This window comes from Sorangium sp. So ce375, from assembly GCF_051473855.1.
Classification (GTDB): Bacteria; Myxococcota_A; Polyangia; order Polyangiales; family Polyangiaceae; genus Sorangium.
Genome location: NZ_CP150335.1, coordinates 2637281 through 2657616, shown reverse-complemented (window position 1 = coordinate 2657616; position 20336 = coordinate 2637281). Strand labels below are relative to the sequence as shown.

The 20336-nt window shown below is 68.0% G+C and carries 3 protein-coding genes; all 3 read right to left on the bottom strand.

Going from position 1 to position 20336, the window contains the following annotated elements; genetic code table 11:
* Window positions 1-22: 22 nt before the first annotated feature.
* Entirely contained in the window at window positions 23-5017 is a 4995-nt protein-coding gene (locus tag WME90_RS10160; RefSeq protein ID WP_437280886.1) for an AAA family ATPase, read from the bottom strand.
* A gap of 208 nt (window positions 5018-5225) precedes the next feature.
* On the bottom strand, window positions 5226-10274 hold the full coding sequence (locus WME90_RS10155) for a beta-ketoacyl synthase N-terminal-like domain-containing protein (protein ID WP_437280885.1): 5049 nt from the start codon (window positions 10272-10274) through the stop codon (window positions 5226-5228).
* Window positions 10267-19857, bottom strand: a complete 9591-nt coding sequence (locus WME90_RS10150) for an amino acid adenylation domain-containing protein (protein WP_437280884.1) — start codon at window positions 19855-19857, stop codon at window positions 10267-10269. Before WME90_RS10150 ends, WME90_RS10155 begins: the two co-directional genes overlap by 8 nt.
* Between the last annotated feature and the right edge of the window lie 479 nt (window positions 19858-20336).

The window sequence follows — 20336 nt, the reverse complement described above, 5'->3', positions numbered from 1 at the left end:
TCGAGCGCATCGTCGTTGGCGGTCACACGCGATTCGGGCGCTGCCCAGCGGAGGACGCGGGCGGGGTCCGCCCGACCGCGTGCCCGTGATCTCTCATGCAGAAGAGCAGCCCTTCGCGCAGGTTCCCGAGCGTCATGAACGACGACAGGTCGACGCCGATGGACACGACGGTGCGCGCCACCTCGGGCCGGATCCCCACCACGATGCCCTTCGATCCGACGAGCTGGACCGCGCGGATGAGCTTGATGATGTGGTCGGCCGTGCTCGTGTCGACCTTATCGACGCCTGTCAGATCGATGATGACATAGCGGCAGGACGTGCGGACGACGGCATTGAGGAGGATATCCATCATCTGCTCGGCGCGGTGCGTGTCGATCGAGCCGAAGACAGGCATCGTCAGCACGCCCTCCCACACCTCGATGATGGGCGTCGAAAGCTGCTGAATGGCGGCCTGCTGGTCCTGGATGATGGCCAGCTTCTCCGCCAGCGTCGCCTCGGTCTCTTTGCGGTCCGTGACGTCGAAGAGGAATCCGCCGAGCGCAATCTTGCCGTCCTCGCCCGCCGTCGAGCTCACGACGTTGTGCAACCACACGACCCGCCCGTCCGCCGCTCGCAAGCGGAACTCGAAATCGTCATCAGCGCGGACCGCGTCCCGCTGGAGGAAACGAGGAAGGACCCGCTCGCGATCCTCCGGATGTACGTGCTTGCCCAGGAAGCCGGCGTCATACCACGCCTCCTGTGGGTACCCGAACATCTTCACGACCTGCGGACCGACGTAGGTGAGCCGCGCGGTCGTGCGATCGGCCTCCCAGGGGACGACGCTCGCCGTCTCGACAAGCCTCCGGAGGCGATCCTCGCTTTGCCGCAGCGTCGCCTGGGCCAGCTTTCGATCTGCGTTCTCCTGGGCGAACTCCGCGTAGAGCGTCGCGTTCTCGATCGACACCGACGCCATGAACTCGAGCAACACGAGCCGTCGAGGCGTGAACACCCCCGCGGCGAGCCTGTTCTCCAGGTAGAGGAGGCCCGCCAGCGCGCCCCGCCGGAAGATCGGCATGCAGAGCAGCGAGCGCGGCCGCGCGCGGACGATGTACTCATCGGACGAGAAGGCGCCGTCCTTCGCCGCGTCGTCCAGGGTGACCTTCTCCCGGCTGCGCTTCACGTAGTTGAGCACCGACGCCGGGAAATCGGACACGCTGACGCTCGCGCTCTCGTCGCGCCCGACCACCCGGACGGTGGTCTCTCGATGATCCACGCGGGCCTCTGCCACGAGCGCGAGGCCCTCTCCCTCGGGTGTGAACAGGCACGCCTTCTGCGCGGCCGCGTGCTCGATGACGATGCGCATGAGCGTCTCAAGGAGCTTGTCGGGCCCCAGCTCGCTCGAGAGCGCCTGGGACACCTTCACCGCCGCGAGCGTGTCGAGCTGCTCCGAGCTCGTGTCCGCGCTGCTATGGGCCGGTGGGGTGCTCGGCGTGGCCTTCGGCGCGACATGCTGGGCGTACAGCCGGCCGAGCTGGAGCACCTTGCCCTGGGCGCCCCAGCGCGTGAAGCAGGCCTCGGCCCCCGCGAGGTACATGGACGGGAGCACATCGAACTCTCGATCGATATAGTACCGCGCCGCGAGCTCGGAGCTCACGCCTTCGTTCTGCACGAAGCCGCCCTCGCGGAAGGCGCGGATGGACTTGTCATAGAGCTTCGCGGCGTCCCCGTCTCTGCCCTCGATACGCGCGATCTCTGCGGAGACCAGGGCGTGCGTGCCGAGGAAGTTCGCGGGGCAGCTCTCCGCCCACACACGCAGCCTCGCCTCGCTCACGGCGAGGCGGTCGCGGAGCTCCTTCTGCTTCTCGGCCGTGGCGTGTTTGTAGAGGGCCGCCGCGCAGAGGGCCGCATAGTAATAATACTCGTGGACCAGGATGGTCTCCGCGGTGGCCGTCCAGAGGAGCCCCTTCGCCGCCTCGCCCGCGGCCTCCGCCTCCTCGTACTCGCCCGCGATGAACCGCGCCTGGAGCTTGTTTACCTGGTAGAAGAAATGGATGAGCGGGATGTTCTCGGTGGCGAGGTGCTTCTCGTAATCTTCCTCGACGAAATCGCCGCCGCTGAACGTCCCGAGGCGGTCCGTCAGCCCGCGCATGGCCAGCGTCAACCGCTGGATGTTCGTCATGACGTCGGCCGCGAAGGTCATCTTCGCGTTGATGATGAAATCGGCGCTGCTCAAGGCCGCGGCGTGCACGGACTCCAGCGAGTCTCCGCGGACGAGCATTCCAAGGACGTATTGCAGGAGGTTGAAGCAGGCGTACGTCGAGTTCCCGAGCTCGCGGCCCGTCACGAAGCCGATATGCGCGTATTCGACCTGCATACGCACGTGCTGGGTCCAGATGCAGATAAGACACGCGTGCGTCTGGAAGACCTCCGGCTTGAACGCGATGAACCCGTGCCTCTCCGTGAGGTCGCACGCGAGCTTGCCGAACTCGTAGCCCTCCTGGTACGCGGCGAACTTTGCGCAGAGCGCCGCCCCGAACGACGCGTACCCCATGGTCGACGCCGGAGCGTTGCCGTGGAGAACGCTGAGCCTCACCATCGTGCCCACCACGAGATCCGTGAAGCTCGGATCGACGTAGAACGCCGACGGGTAGATCCACGCCAGCGTGCTCATCGTGGAGGCCATCTCTGGATCCGTCATCACGGGCAGATCGAGCAGCTCCTCGATACGGCGGCCCTTGACGAGGTCGCGCACCTTCTGGAGCTCTGCGAGCACCACCTCCTTCTCAGGCTTCGTGCGGAGCTCGATGCCGAAGAGCCCCACGCACTCGATGCAGAGGGCGATGCCCTTGTCGTTCTCGCCCCGCGCGAGGCAGAGCTGCATTCGAAGCCGATAGAAGGCCGCCTTGTCGAGCTTGGTCCGGGCACGATCGACGTTTGCGCACTCCCGCTCCGCGTCGTCCAGGCTGCCGCTCAGGAACAAGCACTCCGCGAGCTCCGTGTGGACCTCGCGCGTGAGCGCGTAGTGGGTGTCCCAGCTCTCCTCCGAGAGGAGCTCGGCCGCGGCGGACAGGTAGCTCACCGCCGAGCGGTACGCCGAGGACGCCTTGGCCCGCTTTCCCGCCGCCAAATTGAGCTCGGCGAAGCGGGTCTTCTCCTCGACGTCGCCGATGAGCGAGGCGCCGAGGTTTATCTGGTTGGCGATGTCGAAGATCTTCTCCGCGAGCTCCTCCTCCTTCTTTGTCCTCTCGACGAGCAGCCGCCCGATCTTGAGGTGCACCTCGCCGCGCGTCTCCTCGGGGATGAGCGTATAAGCGGCCTGTTGAACGCGGTCGTGCAGGAACTTGTAGCCGTCCCGCCTGCTCAGCAGGAACCCTTCGCTGACGGCGGGCTCGAGGTCGGCGCGCGTCTCCTCCAGCGCCTTGCCGCAGACCATCGCGAGGACGTCGTCGCTGAGCTCGTTGCCGATGCACGCCGCGAGCTTCATCGAGGCCTGCGTCTGCTCGGGCAGGCGCAGGAGCTTGCTCACGAGGAGCTCGACGACGTTGTCCGTGTAGTTCTTCGCGCTGATCGCGTCGAGATCCCAGCTCCACCCGACCTTCGCGCCCCGGAAGCCGATGAGCCCCTCCCGGTAGAGCTCGCCCAGGAACTGGGTCGCGAAGAAGGGATTGCCGGCGGTCTTCCGGTTCAGGAGCTCCGCGAGCTCCGCGGCGCGCGCGGGAGAGCAGCGGAAGGTGTCGGCGACGAGCTCGGTCAAGCTCGCGAGCGACAGGGGCCCGAGCGAGAGCTCCGTGACGCGCGCCTTCGCGCTCCGGATCGCGTCCACCGTCGTCGTGAGGGCATGGGACGGGCTGACCTCGTTATCGCGGTATGCCCCGATGACAAGGAGGTGCCGCGTCTCCGGGTGGGTGATGACGTGCTCGAGGAGCTTGAGGCTCGCGAAGTCCGCCCATTGAAGATCATCGAGGAAGAGCGCCAGCGGGTGCTCGCGCTGGGCGAAGACGCCGATGAAGCTGCGGAACACCGCGTGAAAGCGGTTCTGCGCCTCCGTGCTCGGGAGCGGCGCGACGTCGGGCTGCTGGCCGAGGAGCAGCTCCACCTGCGGGATGATATCGATGACAAGCTTCGCGTTCGCGCCGAGCGCATCGAGGAGCTGCCGCTTCCACGCGTCGAGCTGCGCCTCGTTCGCGCTCAGGATCTGGCGCATCAGCTCCCGGAACGCCTGGCTGATCGTGAAATAGGGGACGTCCCGCTTGTACTGGTCGAATTTGCCCTCGAGGAAGAAGCCCCGCTCGCGGACGATAGGCCGATGAACCTCGTGGACCAGCGACGATTTCCCGATCCCCGAGTACCCGGAGACGAGCGCGAGCTCGGCCACGCCGTCCGCGACCACGCGCTCGAAGGCCGCCAAGAGCCGCGCACAATCCGCCTCTCGGCCATACAGCTTCGCCGGGAAGCGCAGCTCGTCCCACACATCCTTCGCCCCGAGGGGAAAGGGCTCGACGGTCGCCTTGGCGTCGAGCTCGGCGAGGCAGTGCTCGAGATCGAGCGCGAGCCCCAGCGCGCTCTGGTAGCGATCATCCGCCTCCTTGGCGAGGAGCTTCATCACGATGGCGGCGATCGCCGGCGGCACGCCCGGCGCCACCTCGGTGAGGGGGCGCGGAGCCCTGGCGACGTGGCAATGAACCCACTCGAGGGCGTCCATGGCGACGAACGGAAGCTCGCCGGACAGCATCTCGTAGAAGGTGACGCCGATGGAGTAGAGGTCCGCGCGGTGGTCGATAGGCCGGTTCATGCGCCCCGTCTGCTCGGGCGCCATATACGGGAACATCTCGGCAGAGACGCTGAGATCGTCGCTTCGGCCTCGAAGGCCCTTGGGGCGCGCGCCAGACGTCGGCTCGCGCAGCTTCACCGCTCCGCCGTCGCTGCCTCGGACGATGTTCTGAGGGCGGACGTTCTGGTGAATGATGTTTCTCTTGTGGAGCTCTGCGAGCGCTGACGCAAGCTGAATACCGGCATTGATGAATTGCTTGGAGTCCACTTGTCCTCACCGGCACAGAGCGATGGTCGACCTGTGCACCCGCAAATCACATCTATGGCTCGATATAGAATGTTAGGCGAACCACGAAGCCACTGTCAACAGAGGTTCGCAGCTGTGACGTTTTTGTGCGCCCAAGGTGGTTTCTCAGCGATGTCAGCTGCCCGACCGGGGAGCCAATAGGCCTCCACAGTGGCCCCCCCTCGGCATCTCACGTCCGGCGCGCCTCATCGAGGCAGGCCATCAGCCGCTTCGCGAGGGACGCGACGTGCGGCGCAAAGTGCATGGTGATGTGGTTTCCTTCCGCATCGTGGAGGTCCACCCCCCCGGAGGCGAGGCCGCTCCACGCGAGCTCCGGGGTGTCGGGGGTCACCGAGTCGCGCTCGCGAGCGCGGAAAAATGTGATGCGACCAGAATACGGCCTCGGAGCGTAGGCCCTCATCGCCTTCACGTTCATCTTGAAGAGCTCCAAGAACGGTCGAAGCTCGTCGACGCCGAAATCCGCCGGCAATCGCACAGCCTGACGGCCGTGCTCGAGGAAGTAACGCATGCGCTCGTCCGGCTGGAGCCGCCTGAGGTCGTCCGGCGAGATCGTGAGCTTCGCACCTGCGCCAAGGAAGTAGGATAGAATGGCCACTTCATCCTCTTCCATGTCTGGGGATGGCCACTGGCCTGGCCCGCCCGCGTCGAGGAGAGCAAGGAGCGCCACATCGCGGCCCAGGCCGCGGAGCACCTGGGCCATTTCGAACGCCACCACGCCGCCGAACGACGAGCCACCCAGGTAATACGGCCCGTCGGGCTCGAGCGCGCGGACCGCGTCGACATAGCGCGCCGCCATCTCCTCCACGCTGAAGAGGGCGGCCGACGCCCCGTCGAGGCCCGACGCCTGAACGGCGTAGACAGGCTGATCCGGCGGGAGGTGCAGAGCCAGCTCACGGTAGATATAGACGTGCCCGCCGGCGGGGTGCACGAGGAAGAGCGGGGGCTTCGCGCCGCCGCGCCTGAGCTCGATGATGTTTTTGGGGAGCTCGCGCGTCGCGAGGAAGGTCGACCCGGCCGGCGTGCTCGCGTCCTCGAGCGACGCGGAGAGCGACGCGATGGTGGGCGCCTTCAGCAAGCTGTGTTGGTCGAGCGGCTTCTGGAGAGATTGGCGCAGCCTCGAGATGACCTGGATCGCGATGAGCGAATCCCCGCCGAGCTCGAAGAAGTTGTCGTGAACCCCTGCACGATCGATGCCCAGCGTATGCTGCCAGACCTCGGCGATCGCGCGCTCCATCTCGGTTCGGGGCGCGACATACGCCGTCTGCAGCGAGCGCCGAGCGAAGAGGGCCCCCCCGCCGCCCTGGCCGCTCGGGGTCTCCCCTCGCGCCTCCGCCGGCGCGCCCGCGAGCGCCGCGTCCGCGGGCTTCTGCGCGACGATCAAGGAATAGTCCGAGGCGCTCCTCCCCTCGCCGCTCCTGGGAAAGGCGTGGACGCCCCGGAACCCCTGCCGCCGAAAGACGTCTTCCCACCCCGCCCCGTGCAGCATCGGGGAGTGTGGCCTCAAGTCCTCATCGGCGAAATACCAGAGCCCCTCCTCGAGCCCCCATATCATCGTATGCCACCGCTCGAGCCGCGAGGCTTCGAGGAGGAGCGCCGTACCTCCGGGCGCGAGCAGCTCCTTGATGTGCCCGACCGACTCGTCGAGCCGCCTCGTCGCGTGGACGACGTTGAACGCCAGCACGATATCGTAGCTGCTCAGCTCGTACCCCTGCTTCGCCACGTCGGCCGAGACGTCGAGGACGCCGAAGCGCATGAAGTCGATCCCCAGCTCGGCCGCACGGCGCCTCGCGTTGACCACGAAGTAGTTCCCGATGTCCGTGAAGGTGTATTCGATGTCGCGCCCGCGCAGGCAGGGGATGAGCGGCCAGGTCAGGTGCCCGGCGCCGCCTCCCAGCTCGAGGATCTTCAGCCGGCGGCCCCCCGCCCTCTCCAGGACGCGGGAGAGCACCTCCCTCGTCAGGGCGTGGTACATGGGCGCGCGCGAGAAGCGGAGCCCATTCTTGATCATCGGCGCGAGGAGATCGGCGCCCCCGTCGGGGTGGAGCACCTCCATGGGGTTCATGTCACCCGACAGGGCGCGCCCGTAGTTGCTGACGCAGTAATCAAGGAGCTCGAAGTCACCCCGGAAATCGGGGTACGACCGGCAGAGCTCCTCCGTCAGCGCGGCCGGGGCCGGGACGTCGTCCTCGCCGACAAAGAACGTGATCGTGTCGCCGTTCACGCCCACGATACCGTCGTCCGCCAGCGTCTTCACGAAGAACGCGAAGAATTTCTCATACTGTGGCGTGATCCTGAGCCAGGTCAACAGATCGCGCTTGTCGTGCTTGCTGCCGCGGCTCGTATCGACGCCGCCTGCGCGGAGGAACGCGCAGAGTTGGCTGGCGCAGATCCTGTGCGCCAGGTCTCGTAACCCCGCCGGGAGCGCCTCCGGCTTCGCGTCCTGCTCAAGAAAGGCCTCCAGCCGATCGAGAGCTGGGGCCTCCTCGTCCATATCCATGGTCGGCCGCACGAGCGGCGCCGCCGCCGCGCCGGCGCCGCGCCCCCGCGGAGGGTCGATCCAGCAGCGCTGCCGCTCGAAAGCATAGGTCGGCAATGGCACTCGACGACGCCGCTCGCCGCGGTAGAAACCCTCCCAATCCACAAGGACTCCCTGGACCCACAGCGCTCCGAGCGCCTCCATGGTGCACGCCGAGCCCCGCGTGGAGGCGCTCGACGAGCTGAGCGAGCTCTGGATGATCTGCCCCGCGGGCGCGCCTGGATGGCGCCGCGCGAGGTTGCTCAACGTGGCGCCCGGGCCAACCTCGAGCAGCGCCCGCGTGGGGTCGCTGAAGAGCCGCGAGAGCCCGTCGGCGAAGCGCACGGGTTGGCGGAGGTGCCTTACCCAGTAACCCGGATCCGTCGCCTCCTCCGCGGTGATCCACGCGCCCGTGACGCTGGAGAGATAAGGGATCTCGGGCGCCGAGAGCCTCCGCCGCTTCACCTGTTCGAGAAAGGGCGCGAGGACGGGATCCATCATCGACGAGTGAAACGCGTGGGAGGTGCGCAGGCGCCGCGCGCCCACGCCTCGCTCGGAGAGCCTCCGCTCGAGCTCCGCCACGGCCTCCAGGGGCCCCGAGAGGACGGAGAGAGAGGGGCCGTTCACCGCCGCGAGGGACAGACCGCCCGTCGCGAGCGCCTGCGCCTCGGCCTCCGGGAGCGCGACCGCGATCATGGCGCCGGGGGGCAGCTCCTGCATGATGCGCCCTCGCGCGGCGGCGAGCGACAGCGCGTCCTCCAGGGTGAGCACGCCGGCGATGCACGCCGCCGCGTATTCCCCGATGCTATGGCCGATCATCGCCTGCGGGCGCACTCCCCAGCTCATCCAGAGCCGGGCCAGGGCGATCTCGATCGCCACGAGCGCCGGCTGCGTGATGGCCGTCTGATCGAGCCTGCTCGCCGCGCTCTCCGCCTGCGCTTCGCCGGGATAGAGCACGCTCCGCAGATCGAGGCCGAGCGCGGGGGCGAGGATCTCCGCGCATCGATCGATCTGCTCGCGGAACGCGCCCTCCTCGCGGTAGAGCTCCGCCGCCATGCTCACGTGCTGCGCGCCCTGCCCAGGGAACATGAAGACGACCGGCCGCGCCGAAGCCGCCTCCCGGCCCGAGAAGACACGGGTCGGATCCAGCGTGGATAGAGAGCGCGCCGCGTCGCCCGCCACCTCGCACAGAACGACCCTCCTGTGCGCGAACGCCCTCCGGCCGACCGAGAGCGTATAGGCGGCGTCGGCCAGATTGAGATCTGATCCCTGCTTCAGGCGCTCGCCGAGGTTCGCCGTCATCTTCTCGAGCGCGTCGGACGTCATCGCGGACAGCGCGAGCAGCTTCCAGGGCCTGGACGCGCCGGACGGTTCCGCGGGCGGGGCCTCCTCGAGAACGACGTGCGCGTTGGTGCCGCCCATGCCGAACGAGCTCACGCCCGCCCTGCGCGGCGCGTCCCCGGCCCTCCAGCTCGAGCGCTGCGCGTTGATATAGAAGGGGCTGGCCGCGAAGTCGATCGCCGGGTTCGGCGACTCGAAATGGAGCATCGGCGGGAGCTCCTTGTGCTTGAGCGCCTGTACCGCCTTGATGAGGCCCGCCACCCCCGCCGCCGCGTCCAGGTGGCCGATGTTCGGCTTCAACGAGCCGACGGCGCAGAACCCCTTCCTCCGGGTGCCCGCGCGGAACGCCCTCGTGAGCGCCGCGATTTCAATCGGATCCCCGAGGGCCGTGCCCGTGCCGTGCGCCTCCACGTAGCCGATGGTCTCCGGGGAGACCTCCGCGGCCTCGATCGCCTGCGCGATGGCCTCGGCCTGGCCCTCCACGCTCGGCGCCGTGTACCCCACCTTCGAGGCTCCATCGTTGTTGATGGCCGAACCCTTGATCACGGCGTGGATGGTGTCGCCGGCCTCGATCGCGTCCGACAGCCGCTTCAAGACGACGACCCCCACGCCGCTCCCGCCCACCGTGCCGCGCGCCTTGGCGTCGAACGCGCGGCAGTGCCCGTCGGGGGAGAGGATCATCCCCTCCTGATAGAGATACCCAGACCGCTGCGGGACGCTCACCGCGGCGCCTCCGGCGAGCGCCATATCGCACTGGTAGGTCAAGAGGCCGTGGCAGGCCATGCAGACGGCGACAAGGGACGTCGAGCACGCGGTCTGGACCGCGACGCTCGGCCCGCGGAGGCCCAGTTTGTACGAGACCCGGGTCGCGAGGAAATCTCCGCCGTTCGCGAGGAACAGCTGGTATTCCGACATGCGCCCGCGAATTTCCTCGTTCTCATGGATGTTCTTGAGGAAATATGTGCTGCTCGCTCCGCAGCCGGCGTAGACGGCGGTCGCGCCGCCGTACCGCTCCCCGGAGTAGCCCGCGCTCTCCATCGCCTCGAAGGCGTGCTCCAGGAACAGGCGGTGTTGCGGGTCCATCATCTGCGCCTCCGTCGGGCTCACCCCGAAGAGAGCCGCGTCGAAGAGCTCGATATCCGCGAGGACGCCCTTCGCCCTCACGTAGCCTGGATCGCGCAGCAAGGCGGCGTCGACCCCCGCCGCGAGGAGCTCCTCGTCCGAAAAGAACGAGATGGACTCCACCCCGTCCCGCACGTTCCTCCAGAGCTCGTCCACGTCTTTCGCGCCCGGGAATCGACCGGACATTCCGATGATGGCGATGCCGTCATCGATCGGGCTTTGTTCAACGTCTTTACTCATGATCCTTTGCCTCCTTGCGCAGGGGCCGCCGGAGCCGCCTCGCCGCAGCCTTTTGCTGCGTGACACGCTCGCGGAGCTTCGTGAAGCAATGTGTATCGCACGATGTTTGGGCCAGGTGCCTCGATAGAGCGCTCACGGTGGGATAGGTGAAGAGATCGACCATGGGGAACTCTCGCTCGAGCGAGGCCACGAGCCTGTCGTGGACCTGCGCTACCCGCAGAGAGTGGCCTCCGAGATCGAAGAAATTGGCGTGGAGGCCGACCTCGTCGACGCGCAGGACGTCGCGCCATATCGACGCGACGAGCCGCTCCAGCTCGGTCGCCGGCCCAGCGCCGTCCGCCGCCGCGCGCGGCTCCGCGGGCTCCGGAGGAGGCAGCGCGCGGCGATCGATCTTGCCGCTCGGGTTGATGGGCAGCCTGCTCATCCGGACGAAGGTCGCCGGGATCATGTGCGCGGGCAGGTACTCTTTGAGGTGGTCTTTGAGACTCCCCGGGGCGTCGGCGCCCTCGCCGTCCGCGAGGACGAGGTACGCGACGAGGCGCCTTTCGCGCGGCGTGTCCTCGTGGACCGTGACGACCGCCTCCTTCACCGCGCGGTGCTGCCGGAGGATGGCCTCGATCTCCCCGAGCTCGACGCGGAAGCCCCGGATCTTGACCTGGAAGTCGGCGCGGCCGAGGAACTCGATGCTCCCGTCGGGCAGGTACCGCGCGAGGTCGCCCGTCTTGTAGAGGCGGCCGCTCGGCTCAATCCATGGAGGGCTCGCGATGAAGCGCTCGGCGGTGAGGTCGGGGCGGTTATGATACCCGCGGGCGAGGCCGTCTCCGCCGATATAGAGCTCGCCGGTGACGCCGACCGGGACCGGGCGCTTCCGGCTGTCGAGCAGGAAGACACGCGTGTTGTCGATGGGCCGCCCGATCGGGGGCGCCGGCAGCTCGTCGGCGCGCTGCTTCGCGGGGACGAGCGCCGTCGTTGTGTATACGGTGCTCTCCGTCGGTCCGTACGCGTTGATGAACGCGAAGGGCAGCGACGGCGATGGATAGTCGTGGAGCCTGTCGCCGGCGGTGACCATCGCGCGGAGCGCGCCGGGCGCCGGCCATTCGAGCGGGAGGACGCTCTCGGCCAGCGGTGTGGGCAGGAAGGCGACGGTGATCGAGCTCGCCACGATCCAGTCGCGGAGCGCGGACGGCGCGATGCGCGTGTGATCGTCGGGGATATGCAGGCTCGCGCCCGCGGCGAGGATGGGCCAGATGTCCCCTATCGAGACGTCGAACGCGGGCCCCGCGATCTGCGTGCCTCGGTCGGAGCTCGAGAGCGCGAACGTCCGTCGATACCAGGAGACGAAGCTGATAAGGCCCCGGTGAGCGAGCTCGACGCCCTTCGGCCGACCCGTCGAGCCGGAGGTGTAGATGACGTAAGCGAGCGCGTCGGGCGCGGTATCGCCCGGCGGGTCCTCCACGCTATGAGACGCGATACCCTCCCAGTCTCCGTCCAGGCAGACGATGTTCGCCGCGTGCTCGCGGAGGCCCCCGGCCAGGTGTCTCTGCGTGAGCACCACCCTGGCGCTCACGTCCTCGAGCGTGAAGGCCGTCCGCTCCTTGGGGAACGACGGATCCAGCGGCACGCACGCGCCGCCCGCCTTCAGGATCCCGAGGAGCCCGACGACGAGCTCGGGGGATCGCTCGGCGCATAGGGCCACCGTCACCTCGGGGCCGACGCCCAGGCTTCGCAGATGGTGGGCGAGCTGGTTGGCGCGGCGGTTCAGCTCGCCGTAGGTGAGCGTCGCCTTCGGCGATCGCGAGCTGTACGACACGACCGCGACGGCGTCCGGAGAGCGCGCCGCCTGGATCTCGAACATACGATGGATGCAGACCTCGCGCGAGTAGTCCGCGCGCGTCTCGTTCCACGATGCCTGCTGGCGGATCTCCGCCTCGGTCATGAACGGCAGCTCGGACAGGCGCCGATCCGGGTCGGCGACGATGCCCTCGAGCAGGACGTCGAAATGGTCGGCCATGCGAGCGATCGTCGAGGCGTCGAACAGGTCGGTGCGGTATTCAAGGCGACCGATGAGGCCCTCGGGTCGCTCGTCGAGCTCCAGCGTCAGCTCGAACTTGGCCGTGAGCGTGTCCACCTCGAGCTGGCTGACGCTCCATCCCTGGGCGAGCGTCGGCATGAGCGGCTCCAGGACGAAGGCGACCTGAAAGAGGGGGTTCTGCCCGGGCGCCCGCGACGGCTGGAGCTCCTCGACAAGGCGCTCGAACGGCACGTCCTGGTTCGAAAACGCGCTGAGGCTCGCGTCCGCCACGCGCGCGAGGAGCTCGCGGAAGGTCGGGTCGCCGCCCAGGTTCGTACGCAACACGATCGTATTGAGAAAGAAGCCTATCAGGTTCTCGATCTCCGGCCGGCTGCGGCTCGCCGTCACGGTGCCCACGATGATGTCCTCTTGCCCGGAGGTGCGGCAAAGGAGGACGTTGAACGCCGCGAGCAGCGTCATGAAGAGCGTGGCGCCCTCGCGCTGCCCCAGCGCCTTGAGCGCGCGGGTGCGATCGCTCGAAATGGCGATGAGGTGCCTCGACCCGCGCGACGACTGGACCTTCTGCCGCGGCCGATCCGTGGGCAGCTCGAGCACGGGGAGCTCGCCGCCGAGCTCGCGCTTCCACCACGCGAGCTGCGCTTCGAGCCCGCTTCCGCGCAGCCATTGCCGCTCCCACACAGCGTAGTCGGCGACCTGCACGGGCAGGGCGGGGAGCGCGGGAGGCCTCCCGGTCGAGAACGCCGAGTAGAGCGCCGAGAGCTCGGGGAGGAATACGCTGTACACCGAGACCGCGTCCGCGACGATATGGTGCAGCGTGAGGTAGAGCCGGTGCTCGTCGTCGCTCATCTTGACGAGCACGCCGCGCAGCATGGGGCCGGTCATGAAGTCGAATGGGCGCAGGGCGTCTCGAAGGGCGATCCTCCGCGCCTCGGCCTCGCGTTCGTCCGGAGCGAGGCCGGCAAGATCCATCAGCGGAAGCTCGATCGCCGCCTCCGGGTGGATGATCTGCACCGGCTCGCCGCCCTCGACGCCGAACGTCGTCCTCCACGCCTCGTGGCGTCGGATGATCTCGTTCAAGCTGCGTTCGAGCGCCTCCACGTCGAGCGCACCCTCGATGTGGAGGGTGGCAGGCTCATTATAAACGGGCGAGCTCGGATCGAGCCTCGCGAGGAACCAGAGCCTTCGCTGCGCGGACGACAGCGGGAAGCTCCGACCACGCGGGACCGGCACCACGGGCGCGGTCTCTCGGCCCGCCTCCTCGCCGCGGCGCGCCTCGATGATCTTGGCCATTTCGGCGATCGTCGGCGCCTCGAACAGGGCCCGGAGCGGGAGGTTCACCTGGAACCGATCCCGCACCCGCGAGAGGATCCGGGTGGCCAGGATGGAGTGCCCGCCGAGCTCGAAGAAGTTATCCGAAGCGCCGACCGCAAAGAGCCCGAGCGCCTCGGCCCACAGGGCCGCGAGCGCCGCTTCCATGGGCGTGCGGGGCGCGACGAAGCCCGGATCGAGGTCGGACCTGGTCCTTTCAGGCGCGGGGAGCGCGCGACGATCGACCTTGCCGTTCGACGTGAGCGGCATCACGTCGAGCAAGACGAAGGTCGACGGCACCATGTAATCGGGGAGCCGGCTCTTCAGGAAGCCGCGCAGCTCCGCGGGGAGCCCGCGCCGAGGCGTCACCTCGGAGCGCGAGGCGTGAGGGCCGGCGCTGCGATGGTCCACGACATAAGCGACGAGGCGCTTATCACCGTGGGTATCGCCCAGCGCGATGACGGCGACCTCGCGCACGGAGGGGTGCTGCGCGAGGGCGGCCTCGATCTCGCCGAGCTCGATGCGGAAGCCCCTGATCTTCACCTGATGGTCGATGCGGCCGAGGTATTCGATATCGCCGTCGGGCCTCCGGCGCGCGAGGTCGCCCGTTTTGTAGAGGCGAGCCGAGATACCTCTACGGAACGGATCGACGATGAACCGCTCACGGGTGAGCTCCGGTCGGTTGAGATACCCGCGCGAGACGCCGGCGCCTCCGACGTACATCTCACCCGGGACGCCGACGGGCACAGGCTGCATCGCCCCGTCGAGGATATAGATCGACAGGTCCGGGATCGGAGCGCCGATCACGCTCCCAGGGGTCTCGAGATCGGCCAAGGACAGCGGGCGGTAGGTGACGTGCACCGTCGTCTCCGTGATCCCGTACATGTTGACGAGCGCCGGCCGCGCGTCGCCGTGCCGCTCGAACCAGGGCCGGAGGCTCTGAAGCTCGAGGGCCTCTCCGCCGAAGATGACAAGGCGGAGCGCGAGCTCTCGGGCGCCGCAGGACGCCTCCTCCGCCAGGATGAGCTGGCGGAACGCGGATGGCGTCTGGTTGAGCACGGTCACGCCCTCTGCAGCGAGGAGCTCGTAGAACGCCTCGGGCGAGCGGCTCACGCAGAAGGGGACGACCACGAGGCGCCCGCCGTGGAGGAGCGCACCCCACATCTCCCATACAGAAAAGTCGAAGGCATAGGAGTGGAAGAGCGTCCATACATCGCGCTCGCCGAAGCGGAACCACGACCGCGTCGAGCTGAACAGCCGCGTCACGTTCGCGTGGCTGACGACGACGCCCTTGGGCTTCCCGGTCGAGCCGGACGTGTAGATGACGTAGGCCGCATCGAAGGCGGACGCCCCGCCTTCGAGGTTGTCTTCGTCCGCCTCCGGGGCGGCGTCCCATCCCGCGTCGATGCACAACGCGCGAGCGCCGTGCGGCGGGAGCGAGCCGAGGAGCGCTTCCTGCGTTATCAGGACGGGCACCTTCGCGTCGTCGAGCATGAACGCGAGGCGATCCGGCGGATAGGCCGGATCGAGCGGCACATACGCGCCGCCCGCCTTGAGGACGCCGAGGATGGCGACGACCATGTCGAGCGAGCGCTCCAGGCACAGCGCGGCGAACACCCCTGGCCCCACGCCGAGCGCCCGGAGGCGGCGCGCGAGCCTGTTCGCGCGCCGATTCAGCTCGTCATAGGTCATCTCCGCGCCATTGCAGCGGAGCGCGACCGCGTCGGGCGAGCCCTCCGCGTGCGCCTCGAAGAGGCGATGGATGCACGGCCCCGGCGAGAGATCCGGCTGAGCGACGGGCGCCGCGAGGAGGTCCTTCCGCTCGACCTCCGTCAACATCGGCAGCTGCTCTACCTTCCGTTCGGGGGCGGCGGTGATCCCCTCCAGGAGGATCCGATAATGGTCCGCCATCCTCGCGATCGTATCGGCGTCGAAGAGATCGGTGCTGTATTCGAGGAGCCCGACGAGGCCCTCCGGCCTCTCGTCGAGCTCGAGGGACAGATCGCAGCGCGATGTCCCGTTGTCGATCTCCATGCGTGTCATCGTCCACCCCGAGTCCATGACGGGCATGGGAGGATCAAGGAGGAACATGACCTGGAAGAGGGGGTTCTGCCCGAGGCTCCGCTCCGGCGAGAGCTCTCTCACGAGCTCCTCGAACGGCATGTCCTGGTTGGCGTACGCCTCGAGCGTCACCCCGCGCACCCGATCGAGGAGCCCTCGGAACGTCAGGCCACCGGAGACGCTGGTACGCAAGACGAGCGTGTTGACGAAGCACCCGATCAGCGAGCAGAGATCCGGCCGGCCATGATCCGAGACGACCGTGGCGACGGGGATGTCTTCCTGCCCCGTATAGCGGAAGAGGAGCGCCTTGTACGCCGCGAGGAGCGTCATGAAGAGCGTCGCGCCGGCGCGGCGCGAGAGGGCCTTCAGCGCCTCGGTCAGCTCCTTTGAAAGGGAGAGGTAATGGCGCGCGCCTCGGAATGTGCCGATCGCGGGGCGCTGCCGATCGGTAGGGAGGCTGAGCTTGGCGACGCCGGCCAGCTTCTTCCTCCAGTATTCCGCCTGGCGAAGGAGCCCCTCCCCGCGCAACCATCGCCGCTGCCAGGCAGCGAAGTCGGCGTATTGCAGCTGGAGAGGAGGGAGCGGGGAGGCCCCGCCCGCGGCGAACGCCGCATAGAGCACCCGGAGCTCCGCCAGGAAGGCGTTGTAGAGCGAGACGCCGTCATAGAGGATATGGTGCAGCGCCAGGTAGAGCCTGTGGTCGGCCTCTCCCAGGCGCATCAGGGTCGCGCGGATCAGCGGCCCGTTCGCGAGATCGAACGGACGCCTGAGCTCCTCGGTCGCGAGCGTTCGCGCCTTGGCCTCCCGCTCGCCCTCGGGGAAGCCCCGGAGGTCGATCTGGGAGAGCGTGAACGCCACATCGTCGTGAATGACCTGAACCGGCCGTCCTTCCTTGAGCGCATACGTTGTACGCCACGCCTCGTGCCGCCGGACTATCTCGCGGAGGCTCGAGGAAAGAGCGGACGCGTCGACATGGCCCGGCATTCGAAGGGTGAACGGGTCATTGTAGACGGGCGCGTTCGGCTCGAGCTCGGCGAGGAGCCACATCTGCTGCTGGGGGAAGGAGAGCGGGAGGTCCTCCTTCCGGGACGCGATCGTGACCGCGGGAGGCTTTGACCTGCCCTCGTCGGAGGTGCGCGCCTCCACGCGCTTCGCGAACCGAGCGACGGTCGGCTCGTCGAGCAAGGAGCGGAGCGGCAGGTCCACCCGGAGCGCGGCGCGGACGCGGGAGATGATCTGGACCGCCAGGAGCGAGTGGCCGCCGAGCTCGAAAAAATCGTCGTGAATGCCCACGCGGGCGAGCCCGAACGCCTCGGCGAAGATGCCGCTCAACACCTCTTCGACGGGCGTGCGAGGCGCGATGAAGCGCTGCGCGAGCGCGGACGTGCTCCGGCTCGGGGCGGGCAGCGCGCGGCGATCGACCTTTCCGTTCGCCGTGAGCGGGAGCGCGTCCATGAGGACGAAATCGGAGGGTATCATGAAGTCGGGCAGCTTCTGCTGCAGGAAGTCGCGGAGCCGCGCGACGAGCTTGTCGACGATGATCCCCCGGAGCGGACTGTTGCCGTAAGCTCGCCAATCCCTCCGAGGACGCGGGGGCTCGCTCCTGGCCTGCGCGCTCGCCGAGCCCGTCGCCGCGGCGCCTATGCGCCGGAACACGACGTCGATGAGGCCGGGCGCGCCGGGCGTCGTTCGGAGGGTATGGACGTCGTAGCCGAGCTCTGCCGCGAGCTCCCATAGCCCTTCAGGATCCACGCCGCGGGCCTCCAGGCCCTTCAGCGCGAGGCGATGCTCTCCGGCCGTCTCGACGCCGCCATCGCCGGCGCTGGCGAGCCATTCCACCGTGTTCACCGCCGCCGCGACGCGCTGGTCCCGCAACCGGCGAAAGCCCACCGTATCCGGCGCGCCGCTGCCCAGCGCCTGGCGCACCTCCGGGAGCGACGGCCCCGGCTCCGGTGCGTCCATCCACATCACGTCCGAGAGGGGGTTTGGCGCGCCCCCCACGTCGATGATGACGTCGTAGCGGAACATCGTTATTTCGTTGTGGTGGTGCCCGCGCTTGTTCAGGATGCGCACGTCGCTCACCTGGGGCAGCCTCGCCTGGATCGCGTCGAAGAGCTCGGGGCTGACGAGCAGCTCCTCTTCCCGCTCCGCGCGCGACCGCACGCGCTCGGCGAGATCTTTGCGGGAGAGCGCGTCGGGCGCCTGGTAGAGCTGCACGGACGCGTGATAGGCGGAGAGCAGCGGGAGGCTCCGCACGTCGCCGATGAAGACACGGCCGCCCGGCGCCACGGCCCCGACGGCCCCCTCGATGACGCGCAAGAGATATTCGATGCTCGGGAAATACTGAGAGACCGAGTTGAGGATGACGGTGTCCATCGACGCCGGCTCGATGCCGGCGAAATCATCGGCGCCTCTGTGATCGAGGGTCACGTGGGCCAGCGAGGGCGCCCCGTCTCCCGCGTTGAGCCGCTCGCTCAGGCGGGAGAGCACGCTCCGGGAGAAATCGGTGCCTGTATAGCTGGTGCACGCGGGAGCGAGCCGCAAGAGGAGCAGCCCCGTCCCGCAGCCGATCTCGAGCACGCGCGAGGGCTTCGTGGCGAGGATCCGGGACACCGTACCCTCGACGAACTCCCTCATCTGTTCCTCGGCTATCGGCAGCCCCGTATAGCTGCTGTTCCAGCCGACGGTATCGAACGCAGGATCCCGCGGCTCGTCGTCGCCCGTATAGGTGTCCTCGTAGAGCGCGTGCCATTGCGACACGACCTCGCCGTCCAGGCCGCGGGGCTCCTCGTCCTCCGATGTCGCGGAGCGCAGGTCCTCGACGACGTACGCGACGAGGCGCTTCTGGCCGGGCTCGTCCTCGCGGGCAACGACGACGGCTTCCTTGACGGCGGGGTGCCGCCGGAGGACCGCCTCGATCTCGCCGGGCTCGATCCGGTAGCCGCGGATCTTCACCTGCTGATCGATCCGGCCGAGGAACTCGATGGCGCCGTCCTCCCGGCGGCGCGCCAGATCGCCCGTCCTGTAGAGGATGTCGCGCGGATCATCGATGAAGGGGCTCGGGATGAAGCGCGCCTCGGTCAGGTCCGGCCTGTTCAGGTATCCTCGCGCGACGCCCGCCCCGCCCGCATAGAGCTCTCCGGGCAATCCTTCCGGGACCGGAGCGAGGCGCTCGTCCAGCAGATAGACCTGCGTGCCGGCGATTGGATAGCCGATAGGGACGGAGTCCCCCACGGCGGCGAGGTCGCCGATCGTGTAGCAGCACGTGAACGTCGTGTTCTCCGTCGGGCCATAGCCGTTGATGATCCGGCACCCGTCGAGCGCCTCGGCGGCGCGTCGGACGTGGGGCACGGAGAGCACATCGCCGCCGGCGAGCAGCTGGCGCAGGCCGCGGAGATCCTCGAGCCGCTCGTCGACCATCAAGTGGAACAGGCCGGCGGTCAGCCATAGCGTCGTCACGCCATGGCGCCGGAGCGCCTGCCCCAGCTCCTCGAGGGACGGCTGGTGAGGAGGCATGACGACGAGCCGCCCGCCGTTCAAGAGGCAGCCCCAGATTTCAAAGGTCGAAGCGTCGAACGAGAGGGGAGCGAGCGCGAGGAACACGTCCTCCGCGGTGAGCGTCACGTAGTCGGCGCCTCGGCAGAGTCGGACGACCCCTCGATGTAGCGCCATGACGCCCTTCGGCTTCCCCGTCGACCCCGACGTGTACATCACATAGGCGAGGTCGTCCGGCAAGACATCGACTTGTGGTCTCTCGGGGCTCTCCTCTGCGATCGCCTCCCAGTCCGTGTCCAGACGGACGAGGCGGCCTGGCAGGCGGCCGACCTTCCCCTGGAGGAGGCGCTCTTGGGTCAGGACGATCGACGCCCCCGTGTCCTCCAGCAGGAAGGAGAGGTGGTGCTTCGGGTGGCTCGGGTCCAGCGGGACATAGGCGCCCCCGGCCTTGAGCACACCGAGCAGCGCCACGATCATCTCGATGGACCGCTCGAAGCAGACAGCGACCGGGACGTCGGCGCCGACACCCAGGCGCCGCAAGTACCGCGCGAGCTGATTGGCCCTGCGATCGAGGTGACGGTATGTGACGCATTCATTCCCGAAGACCACGGCTACGGCGTCGGGTGTGCGCTCCACCTGGATCTCAAAAACCTCATGGATGGAGTGGTGGTTGCGCTCGTCGCTCATACGCCCGTCCCTTCATTGATGTCGGCACCGACCGTGAGGGAATATAGAATGCGTCAAGGGCAGTCTGGGGCGCTTCCCATTGCGCCTGCGTGCTGGCAGGCGTGAATACCCGTGGCATTAAAACACGATGTTTTTCGTCGGACACGCTCGCGGCTATCGGGACCGGCCGACGTCGTCAGCATACCCTCTGGAGAGCATTGTGGTCTGAATGCCGAACGAAACCCATTCCCGCCCTTGACGAAGGATTCGTGGAAGCAACCTCGAGGATACCACAGCGCTGCGGCACAAGGGACGGAACTTCTTGAAGATTTCGCGCACGTGGGTGGATGTAGTGAGGGGTGTTTGCCGCGCCGCGCCGCGTCGGAGATGAGGAGAGCGTGCTCGTCCTCGTAATTCAGCGAACAGCGACAGGGTGAGTCCGAACACACGCCGCGCAGCGAATTCGGGCGAAGCTCAGGGGGCAGCACGATCACGCCGCA

Coding starts and splice junctions, on each gene's coding strand:
- WME90_RS10155 (WP_437280885.1), bottom strand. CDS start 10,274: ATGAGTAAAGACGTTGAACAAAGCCCGATCGATGACGGCATCGCCATC.
- WME90_RS10150 (WP_437280884.1), bottom strand. CDS start 19,857: ATGAGCGACGAGCGCAACCACCACTCCATCCATGAGGTTTTTGAGATC.